Here is a 13,789-nt window from a genome sequence, read left to right as displayed (position 1 = left end):
TTTTCTTCATTCCACCAGCAATAATTTATAAAGCGGTTGATTCTCTTCAACCAAATCGGCCAGCGTGTAGTTATCCAGTTCCTTGAGAAAACTTTGCACGGCCTTTGAAAGCGCCTGTTTCAGGCGGCAAGCGGGCGTAATGTGGCAGAACGCGCTGCTACAGTTCACCAGAGAGAGCGGCTCCAGTTCACGTACCACATCGCCAATACGGATACTCTGCGCCGGTTTACCGAGACGGATCCCTCCATTCTTCCCGCGGACGGCAGCAACGTATCCGGCACGACTAAGTTGATTGATTATTTTGACCATATGATTACGGGACACACCATACACCTCTGTGACTTCAGAGATGCTGGTCATCTTCCCATCGGGTAACGACGCCATGTAAATCAGCGCGCGTAAGCCGTAATCGGTGAAACTTGTTAACTGCACATCAACCTCAGGAAAAAGGGAAAACGCGGTCAAACCGCAGAGATATTCATTAATGATGATAAACCAGCCAGATAGTTAGCGGCTAATTTATTTGACAGACGGGGCGAAAAAGCGGAGATCCAGGAGCGGTCGCCGGATGGCGCTGCGCTTATCCGGCCTACGGGTTTCCCCGCAGGCCAGCAGTCACGAAGATTATGCGTCGAACGGGTCGCGCAGGATCATCGTTTCAGTACGATCCGGGCCGGTAGAAATAATATCGATCGGCACTTCGGTCAGTTCTTCAATGCGCTTGATGTAGTCCAGCGCGGCTTTTGGCAGGCCACTACGCTCTTTAACACCAAATGTGGTCTCAGACCAGCCCGGCATAGTTTCGTAGATTGGCTCAATGCCTTCCCAGTCGTCAGCAGCCAGCGGAGTGGTGGTCACCTCGCGGCCATCAGGCATACGGTAGCCTACGCAGATTTTCACTTCTTTCAGGCCGTCCAGTACGTCCAGCTTGGTCAGGCAGAAGCCAGACAGGGAGTTGATCTGCACTGCGCGACGTACGGCAACGGCGTCCAGCCAGCCGGTACGACGACGACGACCGGTGGTCGCGCCAAACTCGTTACCCTGCTTGCAGAGGAACTCGCCGGTCTCATCAAACAGTTCGGTCGGGAATGGACCTGCACCCACGCGAGTGGAGTACGCTTTGATGATGCCCAGAACGTAATCGACATAACGCGGGCCCAGACCGGAGCCGGTTGCCACGCCACCCGCGGTGGTGTTAGAGGACGTTACGTACGGATAGGTACCGTGGTCGATGTCCAGCAGCGTACCCTGCGCACCTTCAAACATGACGAAATCGCCACGCTTGCGCGCCTGGTCCAGCAGATCGGACACATCAACAACCATACCGGTCAGAATATCAGCAATCGCCATGACGTCATCCAGCACTTTCTGGTAGTCAACGGCTTCGGCTTTGTAGAAATTCACCAACTGGAAGTTGTGATATTCCATCACTTCTTTCAGTTTTTCAGCGAAGGTCGCTTTGTCGAAGAGGTCACCCACGCGCAGACCGCGACGAGCCACTTTATCTTCGTAAGCCGGGCCGATACCACGACCGGTGGTGCCGATCGCTTTCGCGCCACGCGCTTTTTCACGCGCCACGTCCAGCGCCACATGATAATCCAGGATCAGCGGGCAGGCTTCGGAGAGCAGCAGACGCTCACGAACAGGGATACCACGGTCTTCCAGACCTTTCATCTCTTTCATCAGCGCAGCGGGAGACAGCACAACGCCGTTACCGATGATGCTGGTGACGTTTTCGCGAAGAATGCCTGATGGAATAAGATGGAGGACGGTTTTTTCACCGTTGATTACGAGAGTATGGCCTGCGTTGTGACCGCCCTGGTAGCGTACAACATATTTAGCCCGTTCAGTCAGAAGATCAACAATCTTCCCTTTACCTTCGTCACCCCATTGGGTGCCCAGTACGACGACGTTGTTACCCATTTTTTCAAAATCACCGTTTGCTTAAAAATGGATTCTACCATCGCTTTTTCAGATATACAGCACTTTTTGACCCCAAAATATGCCAATTGCGGTTAGTTTTTGATCAGCCAATCGTTTTCCTCAACATGTAGTAGATAACGATACCGGCAACCACAAGACCACCGCCAAAACGACGCAAAATATTGTCCGGGAGTTGGCTCATTGTCGCGATCATCCGGCGCCATGCGCGCGGATAGAGCATCGGGCCGAGGCCTTCCAGCACCAAAACCAGGGCCAGTGCGAGCCAGATCGTGGAGTTCATTTTTCATCCTTATAAAAGAAAACCACCGCTCCGTGAAGAGCGGTGGTTTGAATACTCAAACGAGCCTGAGTTTATCGCGTTGCGTTGGTCGGCGTCTTCATATAACGGAAGAAATCGCTGTCCGGGCTGAGCACCATCACATCCTGGTTGCTCTTGAAGCTATTCTCGTAAGCGCGAAGGCTACGGATGAAGGCGTAGAAGTCTGGATCCTGGCTGAATGCATCAGCAAACAGTTTAGCCGCTTCGGCATCACCTTCACCGCGCAGGATACGACCCTGGCGCTCAGATTCCGCCAGCGTCTTGGTGACTTCATAGTCCGCTGCCGCGCGCAGTTTTTCCGCTTCTTCCTGACCCTGTGAACGGTGACGACGGGCTACCGCTTCACGCTCGGCGCGCATACGGTTGTAGATCGCCTCGGACACTTCCGCTGGCAGGTTGATCTGCTTGATGCGCACATCAACCACTTCGATGCCCAGTGCCGCCATACTGTTCGGGTTGATCACCGGCACTTTACCGTTGGTTTCAGCCTGAACACGTTCAGCCGCTTTGGCAATCGCATCGTCTGCCGCCGGGGTTTCAACTTCATCTTCGGTGCCCGCAGAGCCGGAGTTCAGCGCATCACGCACTTCCAGCGTCAGACGACCACGGGAGTCGGTTACGATGTCTTTCACATCCAGACGACCAATTTCGGAACGCAGACGGTCAGAGAACTTACGTTTCAGCAGCACTTCTGCCTGAGAAACGTCGCCACCCCCGGTTGCCAGGAAGTAGCGGCTGAAATCGCTGATGCGCCATTTGATATAGGAATCAACGATCAGGTCTTTCTTCTCTTTGGTCACGAAACGATCGGCCTGGTTATCCATGGTCTGGATACGCGCATCGAGCGTTTTCACTGACTGAATGAACGGGATCTTAAAGTGCAGACCCGGCTCATAAATCACCGGACGCTTGTCGCCGTCACGCACGACGCTGCTGAACTGGAACTTGATCCCACGTTCGCCCTCTTTCACCACAAAGATGGAGGTGTAGAGCACGACCAGTACGATGATGATGATCGCAATAACTGACTTACGCATCCTTATTCCCCCTGACGCTGGTAGTCGTTACGCTGCGCGTTAGCACGGCGTTGGTCCATAATGTCACCATCGTTCGAAGAAGGCGTTGTGTTCGCGCTGGCGCTGCCAGACGAGGCCGGTGGCAGACGCAGCAGGTTGTTCGCACCGCTGTTGTCTTTTGCTGCCGGTGCAGAACCGCCTTTCAGCATCTGATCCAGCGGCAGGACCATCAGGTTTCCGCCTTTGTTGTCGTTAACCAGCACTTTACGCGTATGGCTCAGCACTTTTTCCATGGTCTCGATATAGAGACGCTCACGGGTAATTTCCGGCGCGGCTTTATATTCCGGCAGGATCTTCGCGAAGCGAGCCACTTCACCCTGTGCTTCCAGGATGGTCTGGGTCTTATACGCACGCGCTTCTTCCAGAATACGCTGCGCCTGACCGTTTGCACGCGGCTGAACTTCGTTGGTGTACGCTTCCGCTTCACGGATGTACTGCTGTTCGTTTTCACGCGCGGCAATCGCATCGTCAAACGCGGCTTTCACCTCTTCCGGCGGACGTGCAGCCTGGAAGTTGACGTCCAGCAGGGTGATACCCATGTTGTACGGACGGATGGTCTCTTCCAGCTCACGCTGGGTATCGCTACGAATAACGGTACGACCTTCGGTCAGGATACGGTCCATGGTGTATTTACCGATCACGCCACGCAGGGCGCTGTCGGTCGCCTGACGCAGGCTGTCATCGGCGCTGGTCACGCTAAACAGATAACGTTCCGGATCGGTCACGCGGTACTGTACGTTCATCTCAACGCGCACCACGTTCTCGTCAGAGGTCAACATCACGCCAGAGGCGGCCAGTTCACGGACGGACTCCACGTTAACCGCGGTCACGTCATCAATGAAGGTCGGCTTCCAGTTCAGGCCCGGTTCAACCAGATGGCTGAACTTACCGAAACGGGTGACCACGCCGCGTTCTGCTTCTTTAATGGTGTAGAACCCGCTGGCTGCCCAGATGATTACCACCGCAGCGGCGACAATGCCCACCACGCGGCCACCCATTGGCGGGCGCGGACTCTGAGTGGAATTGCCACCCGAGCCAGAACCTTTTCCTCCGCCAAGGCCACCAAGCTTTTTGCTCAGTTTGCGGAAGATATCATCCAGATCCGGCGGCCCCTGCTCGCGACCACCTTTGTTGCCATTTCCCCCAGAGTTGCCGCCTTGATTATTGCTGCTTCCCCACGGGTCGCGGTCTTGTCCGTTATTACCGGGCTGATTCCACGCCATGTATATGCTCCATATTTGTTATGCAAGGGCGAATTTTTCAGGCTTCCCCTTTCTGATCAGACGATATAGTCCGCCAGCGCAGGTTCTTGTTTACAGAGGCGACGCCAGTCAACGATCGGCATACGCACCTGCATCCCCACGCTGCCGTCATCCTCCATCCACTCTTTTTCTATCGCCTGAAGCTGATAAAACCGGCTGCGCAGCCTGCCTTCCTGTGGCGGCAGTAGCAGCGTGTGCTGAGCTACCTCACCGGAAAGACGTTCTGTCAAAGCCTGGAAAAGCAGTGGCACACCAATCCCGGCCTGAGCAGACAGCCAGACCCGAATCGGTTTGTTCTCTTCGTCTCGGTCGATACGCGGTTCGAAATCGTCCAGCATATCGATCTTGTTCATCACCAACAGGGTGGGAATTTCGTGGGCGTCGATCTCTTCGAGCACCACGTTCACCGCGTCGATGTTCTCCTGCACGCGTACGTCTGCCGCATCAATCACATGCAGCAGCAGGGTCGCCTGACGCGTCTCCTGCAACGTCGCTTTAAACGCCGCGACCAGATCGTGCGGCAGATGGCGGATAAACCCTACGGTATCCGCCAGCACCGTTTCACCCACGTCTGCGACGTCAATACGGCGCAGGGTTGGGTCCAGGGTCGCAAACAGCTGGTCTGCGGCATACACCTGGGCCTCGGTTATCTGGTTAAACAGGGTGGATTTACCGGCGTTGGTATAACCCACCAGCGACACCGTTGGGATATCGGCTTTCGTTCGCGCCCGACGCCCCTGTTCGCGCTGTTTCTCTACACGTTCCAGACGTGAAAGGATCTGAGTTATACGCCCACGCAGCAAACGGCGGTCGGTTTCGAGCTGGGTTTCACCCGGGCCGCGCAAACCAATCCCGCCTTTTTGTCTTTCAAGGTGTGTCCAGCCACGCACCAGACGCGTCGCCAGATGGCGCAACTGCGCCAGCTCAACCTGCAACTTACCCTCGTGGGTACGCGCACGCTGAGCAAAAATATCTAAGATCAACCCCGTGCGATCGATTACACGGCATTCGCAGAGAGCTTCCAGGTTACGTTCCTGAGCCGGAGACAGCGCATGATCAAACAGCACAACGGATGCGCCGGTTGCTTTTACGGCATCCGCAATTTCAACTGCTTTACCTTCACCAACAAAGTACTTCGGGTGCGGCGCTTTACGGCTACCGGTAATCACCTGCATTGCTTCGACACCGGCGGAAGAGACCAGAGATTCAAACTCCTGGAGGTCTTCCATATCTTTGTCTTGCGAAAAATAGATGTGTACCAGCACCGCCTGCTCACCGGCGTCATAACGGTCAAACAAGCGTAAACCTCTCTAAAAAGATCAGCGGGGAACGCAGGATCCCTGGCTCCCCGTGTGGATAACAGCCCAAAACCTTATTCGGTTTCTTCGCTGTCCTGCGCTGGTGTTGAAGAACCCTGCGCGTTGCTGCCGTGATGGTAGTTACTGCCAGTGCCGCCGCCAGCGTTATTGCTGTGATGAGATACCGGACGGGACGGAACAACAGTAGAAATCGCGTGCTTATAGACCATCTGGCTGACCGTGTTTTTCAACAGGATCACGAACTGATCGAAAGACTCAATCTGACCTTGCAGCTTAATACCATTCACCAAATAAATAGAAACTGGAACACGCTCCCGACGCAATGCGTTCAGGAACGGATCTTGTAAAGATTGCCCCTTAGCCATTCTATCTTTTCCTTATATGCTTGTTTTGTACTTAGAACCTTGCGATTCTGAAAAATTGCGCACGATACGGCTTAATTGTACACATTCAGTCAGCGATATCACCAATAACCTCAATCACTTCGTTTAACGCCTGTTGTGGTTTTTCACTGTCTAACCAGTGAACACCCTCCCAACCGCGTAACCAGGTGATCTGGCGCTTCGCTAACTGTCTCGTGGCGCAAACACCTCGATAAACCATTTCATCGTATGAAATCTCACCTTCAAGATACGACCACATCTGGCGGTATCCCACACAACGAATGGAAGGCATGTCCGTATGCAAATCTCCACGGGCAAAAAGCGCCCGCACTTCTGCTTCAAAATCTGAAGCCAACATCTGATGAAAACGCTGCTCAATTCGTTGATGGAGCAGTTCACGGCTCGCCGGGGCGATGGCGAACTGATGCACCTGATACGGCAGAGCGTCTCCTGACGTTTGCGTCAGTTCCGTTAAAGTTTTACCCGAAATGAAAAAAACTTCCAGTGCCCGGGAAAGCCTTTGCGGATCGTTTGGGTGGATCCGCGCTGCGGCAACCGGATCAATCTCTTCCAGTTGCCTGTGCAAAGCGTCCCACCCCTGCTCTGCCGCCTGCCGCTCAATCTTCGCTCTCACTTCCGGATCGGCCGATGGCAGAGGCGATAACCCCTCCAGCAGCGCCTTAAAGTAGAGCATCGTGCCGCCAACTAACAGCGGTATGCGTCCCGCGGCGGTAATCTCGGCCATCTCGGCTAAGGCGTCGCGGCGAAAATCTGCCGCGGAGTAAGCCTGTGCCGGGTCGAGAATATCCAGTAAACGGTGCGGTGCCGCACGCAGTTCGTCTGCGTTGGGCTTCGCCGTGCCGATGTCCATCCCTCGGTAGATGAGGGCTGAATCAACGCTAATCAACTCTACTGGCAAAACTTTACGTAACTCAATGGCTAACGCCGTTTTACCGGAGGCCGTTGGCCCCATTAAAAAAATCGCCTTTGGCAGGCTCGCCTTACTTACATCAGTCATGTTTCAGGGCGGTCATCGCCGTTTGTAAATCAACAGGTTGTAACAAACCACCTGGAGGCGCTTTCACCAGCTGTGGACAGAGGCGCTCCACCTCCGCCAGAACGGTAATCGCCTGCGCCATACTCCACGGTGCATGCTCGCTGGCCAAATGGCGGGCGATCCACTGCGCGGTATCGGCGGCATCAAACGTCGTTTGCTGCGCCAGGTAGCCTATCAGTTCAGGAATCAAGTTTTGTAAATTTTGTTGGCGTAAGGGTAAAGGCACTGCGCGAATTGTCACATGCTGCGCGTCCAGTACGATTTCAATCCCCATTTCGGCCAGTTGCGTCTGCACGCGCCGCAAAACCCCTGTTTCTTCAGGGGATATTTTCAGGCGAACGGGGATCAACAGCGGCTGCGCGCAGGCGGCATTCACCCCCGGGGTTAACTGCGCCTGTTTGAGCCAGCGCTCCGCCACGGAAAGCGCCAGCAACAGCAGTTTACCTTCGCGTTCAAGCAACGCCATGTCGGGAGCAATAATGGTCAATACCCGACCAAAACTCTGGCTATGCCCATCCAGAGAGGGGGTTGAAACCGTGATGTGCTCTTTATGCTCCACCGCCGGCGTATCCAGCAGTTTGCGGTACAGCGCCCCCTGCTGTTTGTGGTAGCCCGGCTGAGCGTTGGGATAGTTGGCACCGGTTGGTCGCGGCGCGTTGCCCACCGGGGATAAACGTGGAGCAGCCGGCTCGCGCGCTACCGCCGGTTCGGCAAAATGGTTACGCCCGGCCGCCACGCGGTTTTCCGGCAGTGGGCGCGGCGCGGGTTCTTCTTTTGCCAGCGGCAACTCTGGCTCTGCCTGCTGCTGCAATACAGCGGCAACGCCCTGGTAGATGAAATCATGCACCAGGCGAGACTGGTGGAAACGCACCTCGTGCTTGGCGGGGTGCACGTTAACGTCAACCTGGTGCGGGTCGATCTCCAGATAAAGCACAAAGGCGGGCTGTTGATCGGCGCCGAGCTTATCTTCGCAGGCCTGTCGAATAGCGTGGTTAATCAGGCGGTCGCGCATCATGCGGCCGTTGACGTAGCAATACTGGATTTCTGCGAACGCGGCGCTGCTGGCGTTCGGATCGGCAACCCAGCCGCGCAGGGCCAGATCGCCATGCTGCCACTCAATGGCCAGCGCTTTTTCCAGAAACGGTGTGCCGCAGATGGCGCCCAACCGACGCTCCTTTTGTCCACCCTCCGCCACCGCGCGGTACTGGCGCATCACCTTACCGTTATGGCTGAGGTTGAGGGTGACATCAAAGCGCGCCAGCGCGATGCGGCGGATGATCTCGTCGATATGTCCGAATTCGGTCTTCTCGGTTCGCATAAACTTGCGCCGGGCGGGCGTGTTATAGAAGAGATCCAGCACTTCAAGCGTGGTGCCTACCGGGTGCGCCGCAGGTTTAACCGTGACGTCCATATCACGCCCTTCGGCGTAGGCCTGCCAGGCTTCCTGCTGGTCGGCCGTGCGGGAGGTCAACGTTAAGCGGGAAACGGAGCTGATACTGGCCAGCGCTTCGCCGCGAAAACCCAGGCTGATAATCGCTTCCAGATCGTCAAGTGAGGCAATTTTACTGGTGGCATGACGCGCCAGCGCCAGCGCCAGCTCGTCCTTTTTGATGCCACAGCCGTTATCACGAATGCGGATAAGCTTTGCGCCCCCGCGTTCGATATCAATATCAATGCGGGTCGCCCCTGCATCGAGGCTGTTTTCCACCAGTTCCTTCACCACCGACGCAGGGCGTTCCACCACCTCACCGGCGGCGATTTGGTTCGCGAGCTGCGGCGGTAGAACCTGAATCGGCATGAACTCTCCTTAATTAGTCGCGGTCATCTCACCCGGCAGCGCGGCGCTTGCCGTCTGGGCGGCCCCGCCCTGCGGCGCAGACTGAAGCGGATGCGCGTCAAAGTATTTACGCAGACCGTTATAAATCGCTTCGGCAATTTGCTGCTGATAGCTGTCGCTGCCCAACAGGCGCTCTTCGCCGTTGTTACTGATAAAGCCCGTCTCTACCAGAATCGACGGAATATCCGGCGAACGCAGGACACCGAGGCTTGCATGCTCAGGGCGACGCTTATGCAGCGATCCAATGCTTTGCAGCTGGCTCAGTACGTTAGTGGCGACATCATACCCGACGCGCTGAGAATGACCGAACTGTAAATCCAGCACCGCCTGGCTGAGATACGGATCGGCCTGGCTGTTTGCCAGCACATCGCCTGCCCCGCCTAACAGTTCAGACTGCTTCTCGTGCTCTTCAAGCCAGTTCGCCATTTCACTGTTGGCGCGACGGTTCGACAGCACCCATACCGACGCGCCGGTGGCGTTACGGTTCGGCGCAGCATCCGCGTGAATCGACACCAGGAAGTTGGCGTTTTGCTTACGCGCCACATCCGAGCGTCCCATCACTGAAATAAAGTAATCTCCGTCGCGGGTCATGACCCCTTTAAACATCGGATCGTCATTCAGAAGCGCACGCAGCTTACGGGCAATGGCGATAGTGACGTTTTTCTCCCGCGTGCCGCCCGGGCCAATCGCGCCAGGATCTTGCCCGCCGTGTCCGGCGTCGATGGCGATAATCACTTTGTCGCCACTGACCGGCGTACGCCGCGCGCTGACCGCCGGACGCGTCACCGTGTTGCTGCTGGTCACGGCGGTAAGTCGGTCATTTTGTGATTTAAACGGATTACGGGCTGGCTCAGACGGCCTTGGGGTATAAACCGGTGCCTCCACGCGTTTTGCTACAACAGGTGCAGGCGGTGGCGGCGGAACATCAGCATTAATGGTAAAGACCACCGTATAATTGGCGCCGTTTTGCTGCTTAACCGCCTTCGTCTTGCCCTTTTCGGTGAGATCGACCACCAGACGCAGAGACTGCGCATCCTTCGGCGTCCCCGAACGGATGCTTTTCACCAGATTGTTGCCGCTGAACTGGAGCGGCAGCCCCTGGATCACCCCGGTCTGTTTAATATCGAGCGCCACGCTGCGGCTGTCGATTTGTGAGAAAGCATATTCAGGATCGCCCATAAAGCTGAACGTAATACGGGCCTGGCTATCGCCATTCGACACCTGAATATCCGAGAGGCTGGCCGCCCCGGCCTGCGCGCACAGCAGGACCGTGGCAGCCAGCACCCAACCTTTAACGCGATTAATCATCCCGTTATCCCTACGCTCAACCGGCTAAACGCGCCAGTAAGGAACAGCCTGATGAGGAAACCGCACTGATGCGCGCCTCACGCCCTTGTGCCTGGTAATCTAAGTGAATTTCGACATCCGGGTCAGGCAGCACACCCGCACCTTGTTGCGGCCACTCCACCAGGCAGATGGCGTCGTTGGCAAAGTAATCGCGGATCCCCATAAATTCCAGCTCCTCAGGATCCGCAAGACGATATAAATCAAAGTGGTACACCATGATATTTTCAAGCGTGTACGGTTCTACCAGCGTGTAGGTCGGGCTTTTTACGTTCCCGTTATGGCCTAACGCCTGCAAAAAGCCACGGCTGAAGGTTGTTTTGCCCGCGCCTAAATCACCATACAGATAAATGACGGTCGCCCCCTGACAGGCCTGCGCCACGCGCTTGCCGAGATCTAAAGTGGCTTGTTCATCAGGTAAAGGAATCGCTCGATTAGTCATTTTCTACGTCAATCACATCCGGGTTAACAACACGCCGCAGCGTGCAAAAAAGATCGGTGGCCAGCATACCGCGCGTTCCGTAACAAGCAGCCAGCCTGTCAGCCGCCGCACCGTGGGCCACGCAGCCGGCACAGGCTGCATCATAAAGGGGAAGTTTCTGTCCGAGCAATGCGCCAATGATGCCAGAGAGCACATCGCCCATGCCGCCGCTCGCCATGCCTGCATTACCGGCATCAACGATGCCCATCGCACCATCGCTGGCGATAACGGTCCCCGCCCCTTTCAAAACGGCAACACCTCCGTAACGTTTTACCAGACGTTGGGCTGAAAGTAAGCGATCGCTTTCAATTTCTGCCACGCTACAGTTAAGCAGCCGTGCGGCTTCGCCGGGGTGCGGCGTCAGAATGCGATTGTGACGCTTATCCGGGTTTATTGCCAGAAGGTTAAGCGCGTCGGCATCCCAGAGCATCGGTTTACGAAAATTCTCGGCCTTTTGCAGGGCCTGTTTACCCCACTCCTGCTGACCCAGGCCCGGACCAATGACCACCACGTCCGCCCACTCAAGACCCTCTTCAATCGCCTGCGGGGTAAGCTCGTGGACCATCAGCTCCGGCCGCGCGGTAATAATGGGCGGGATGTTTTCGCTGCGGGTCAGCACGCGTATTAATCCAGCGCCGCTGCGCAACGCGGCCTCTCCGGTCATACGAATCGCACCTGCCGTGCCGCGATCGCCGCCGATAATCAGCAGTCGGCCATGGTCGCCCTTATGGGACGTGGGACGGCGCGGCGGCAGCCACTGTGCAAGCAGGGAGGCATCAAAGCGGGTGATGTGGGTATCCTGTCCGGCCAGCCAGTTTTCCAGCCCCAGGGCGTTGTGGTGTAACGTGCCCACGACATCCCGCGCTTTACCGGTCAGTAAACCCGGCTTCAGGGCGATAAAGGTCACGGTGCGCGCCGCCTCAATCGACACGCCCGGCGTCACGCCGGTTTGCGCCATCAGGCCGGAGGGAATATCCAGCGCTACCACCGGGGCGGGGTGCGCATTAGCGCGCGTAATCAGCGCGGCGACGTCATCGCGAGGCGCGCGCATCAGTCCCGTCCCCAGCAGACCGTCAACAATCACGTCGACATCCTCGGGCCAGACGATATCAGGCGCATGAATAATGCCCCCCGCATTCAGCCAGGCCTCTCTCGCCATGCCCGCTTCTTCCGGTAACGGCTTGTCGCTCTCCAGCGCCAGCAGGGTGACGCGCAGCCCCGCCGCCACCGCAAGACGAGCCACCACAAAACCATCGCCACCGTTATTGCCGTGCCCGCACAGGATCAGATAGTGCGAAGCCTCCGGATAAGCCGTACGCGCCACGTTAAACGCCGCCTCGCCCGCGCGCTGCATCAGTTCGTAAAGGGTAATGCCGAGGCTATCTGCGGCCTCTTTCTCGGCCCGACGGAGGTCATCCGCATGCCAGATGGAATGTGGTATACTTGCGGGGTTTTTCTTCACAGTATGGTCCGTCATGTCACAGCCCCTCGATCTCAATGAATTAGCGCAAAAAATAAAACAGTGGGGTGCTGAACTGGGCTTCCAGAAGGTCGGTATTACTGACACCGACCTCTCTGCCAGCGAGCCTAAGCTCCAGGCATGGCTGGATAAACAATACCACGGCGAGATGGAGTGGATGGCGCGTCACGGTATGATGCGTGCCCGCCCCCACGAGCTGTTGCCGGGTACGCTTCGCGTTATTAGCGTACGCATGAACTATCTGCCTGCTAACGCGGCCTTTGCGCGCACGCTAAAAAATCCTTCGCTGGGTTACGTCAGCCGATACGCTCTGGGACGTGACTACCATAAACTTCTGCGCAACCGTCTAAAAAAGCTCGGGGAAACCATTCAGCAGCACTGTGTTTCGCTGAATTTTAGACCCTTTGTCGATTCTGCGCCTATTCTTGAGCGCCCGATCGCCGAAAAAGCCGGGCTCGGCTGGACAGGTAAGCACTCACTTATCTTAAGCCGCGACGCGGGCTCATTCTTTTTCCTGGGTGAACTGCTGATTGATTTACCCCTGCCGGTAGACGGTCCGGTGGAAGAAGGCTGTGGTCGCTGTGTGGCCTGTATGACCATCTGCCCAACGGGCGCTATTGTCGAACCGTATACCGTTGATGCGCGCCGCTGTATCTCTTATCTCACTATCGAGCTGGAAGGCGCCATTCCAGAGGAATTTCGTCCGCTTATCGGCAACCGCATCTACGGCTGTGATGACTGTCAGCTGATTTGTCCGTGGAACCGTTATTCACAGTTGACGGACGAAGAAGACTTCAGTCCGCGCAAGGCGTTACATGCCCCGCAGTTGATCGAACTGTTCGCCTGGAGCGAAGCCTGGTTCCTGAAGGTGACGGAGGGTTCCGCCATACGTCGTATCGGCCACCTGCGCTGGCTGCGTAATGTGGCCGTTGCGCTGGGGAATGCCCCGTGGGATGAAGCAAATCTTCAGGCGCTCGAAAGCCGTAGAGGTGAGCACCCACTTCTTGATGAGCACATAGAATGGGCGATTGCGCAGCAAATTGAGAAGCGAAATGCGGGCGTGGTTGAAGTGCAGTTACCGAAGAAACAGCGCCTGGTCAGGGTGATTGAAAAAGGGCTGCCGCGGGATGTGTGATATATTCACAGGCTGTGAATAAAAATAAGAATTCAGGCGCCATCAGCTCTGGCAAACAGGTCAAGTGATCTCAATAACATTTTGAAATCAAATTTTCCTCATAAATTACAATGAATTACGAAGATATTATTCACCCTGCTAACATTTCGTAC

13 protein-coding genes are annotated in these 13,789 nt (G+C 56.1%); 1 reads left to right on the top strand and 12 read right to left on the bottom strand.

The window, feature by feature from the left end:
* Positions 1-6: 6 nt before the first annotated feature.
* From nsrR to nnr, 12 genes are all read right to left on the bottom strand, one after another.
* Entirely contained in the window at positions 7-432 is a 426-nt protein-coding gene (gene nsrR, locus SK50_RS04730; RefSeq protein WP_003855998.1) for a nitric oxide-sensing transcriptional repressor NsrR, read from the bottom strand.
* Positions 433-624: 192 nt separating this feature from the next.
* Positions 625-1,923 carry an adenylosuccinate synthase gene (locus tag SK50_RS04725; protein WP_003855997.1) on the bottom strand — a complete coding sequence of 433 codons (1,299 nt, stop codon included), beginning with the start codon at positions 1,921-1,923 and terminating at the stop codon, positions 625-627.
* A gap of 103 nt (positions 1,924-2,026) precedes the next feature.
* Entirely contained in the window at positions 2,027-2,224 is a 198-nt protein-coding gene (locus tag SK50_RS04720; protein WP_003855996.1) for a DUF2065 domain-containing protein, read from the bottom strand.
* A 71-nt stretch (positions 2,225-2,295) separates the two neighbouring features.
* Positions 2,296-3,300 (bottom strand): protease modulator HflC, encoded by a 1,005-nt coding sequence (gene hflC / locus SK50_RS04715; protein WP_003855994.1) that lies wholly within the window; start codon positions 3,298-3,300, stop codon positions 2,296-2,298.
* A 2-nt stretch (positions 3,301-3,302) separates the two neighbouring features.
* Positions 3,303-4,562: an FtsH protease activity modulator HflK gene (hflK, locus tag SK50_RS04710; protein WP_003855992.1), complete on the bottom strand. Its 1,260-nt coding sequence runs from the start codon at positions 4,560-4,562 to the stop codon at positions 3,303-3,305.
* A 56-nt stretch (positions 4,563-4,618) separates the two neighbouring features.
* On the bottom strand, positions 4,619-5,899 hold the full coding sequence (gene hflX / locus SK50_RS04705; protein WP_032670722.1) for a ribosome rescue GTPase HflX: 1,281 nt from the start codon (positions 5,897-5,899) through the stop codon (positions 4,619-4,621).
* Between the two features lie 74 nt (positions 5,900-5,973).
* Positions 5,974-6,285, bottom strand: a complete 312-nt coding sequence (gene hfq, locus SK50_RS04700; protein ID WP_003855990.1) for an RNA chaperone Hfq — start codon at positions 6,283-6,285, stop codon at positions 5,974-5,976.
* Between the two features lie 85 nt (positions 6,286-6,370).
* Entirely contained in the window at positions 6,371-7,321 is a 951-nt protein-coding gene (gene miaA, locus SK50_RS04695; RefSeq protein ID WP_017383956.1) for a tRNA (adenosine(37)-N6)-dimethylallyltransferase MiaA, read from the bottom strand.
* Positions 7,314-9,158 (bottom strand): DNA mismatch repair endonuclease MutL, encoded by a 1,845-nt coding sequence (gene mutL / locus SK50_RS04690; protein WP_032670723.1) that lies wholly within the window; start codon positions 9,156-9,158, stop codon positions 7,314-7,316. The genes miaA and mutL overlap by 8 nt, the downstream gene beginning before the upstream one ends.
* 9 nt (positions 9,159-9,167) lie before the next feature.
* The gene (gene amiB, locus SK50_RS04685; protein ID WP_015572465.1) at positions 9,168-10,505 is read right to left on the bottom strand and encodes an N-acetylmuramoyl-L-alanine amidase AmiB; all 1,338 of its coding nucleotides are present in this window, start codon (positions 10,503-10,505) and stop codon (positions 9,168-9,170) included.
* Positions 10,506-10,521: 16 nt separating this feature from the next.
* Positions 10,522-10,983, bottom strand: a complete 462-nt coding sequence (gene tsaE / locus SK50_RS04680) for a tRNA (adenosine(37)-N6)-threonylcarbamoyltransferase complex ATPase subunit type 1 TsaE (protein ID WP_003855970.1) — start codon at positions 10,981-10,983, stop codon at positions 10,522-10,524.
* Positions 10,976-12,499 carry a bifunctional ADP-dependent NAD(P)H-hydrate dehydratase/NAD(P)H-hydrate epimerase gene (nnr, locus tag SK50_RS04675; protein WP_032620824.1) on the bottom strand — a complete coding sequence of 508 codons (1,524 nt, stop codon included), beginning with the start codon at positions 12,497-12,499 and terminating at the stop codon, positions 10,976-10,978. Before nnr ends, tsaE begins: the two co-directional genes overlap by 8 nt.
* On the opposite strand from nnr, the gene queG reads away from it, so the two are divergent.
* Complete coding sequence (queG, locus tag SK50_RS04670; RefSeq protein ID WP_015572463.1) at positions 12,498-13,637, top strand: tRNA epoxyqueuosine(34) reductase QueG; 1,140 nt, start codon at positions 12,498-12,500, stop codon at positions 13,635-13,637. The genes nnr and queG overlap by 2 nt on opposite strands.
* The last annotated feature ends 152 nt before the right edge of the window (positions 13,638-13,789 follow it).

The sequence above is a fragment of the Enterobacter sp. BWH64 genome, from assembly GCF_001037645.1.
Taxonomy (GTDB): Bacteria; Pseudomonadota; Gammaproteobacteria; order Enterobacterales; family Enterobacteriaceae; genus Enterobacter; species Enterobacter hormaechei_C.
This window is presented reverse-complemented; position numbering and strand designations above follow the sequence as displayed.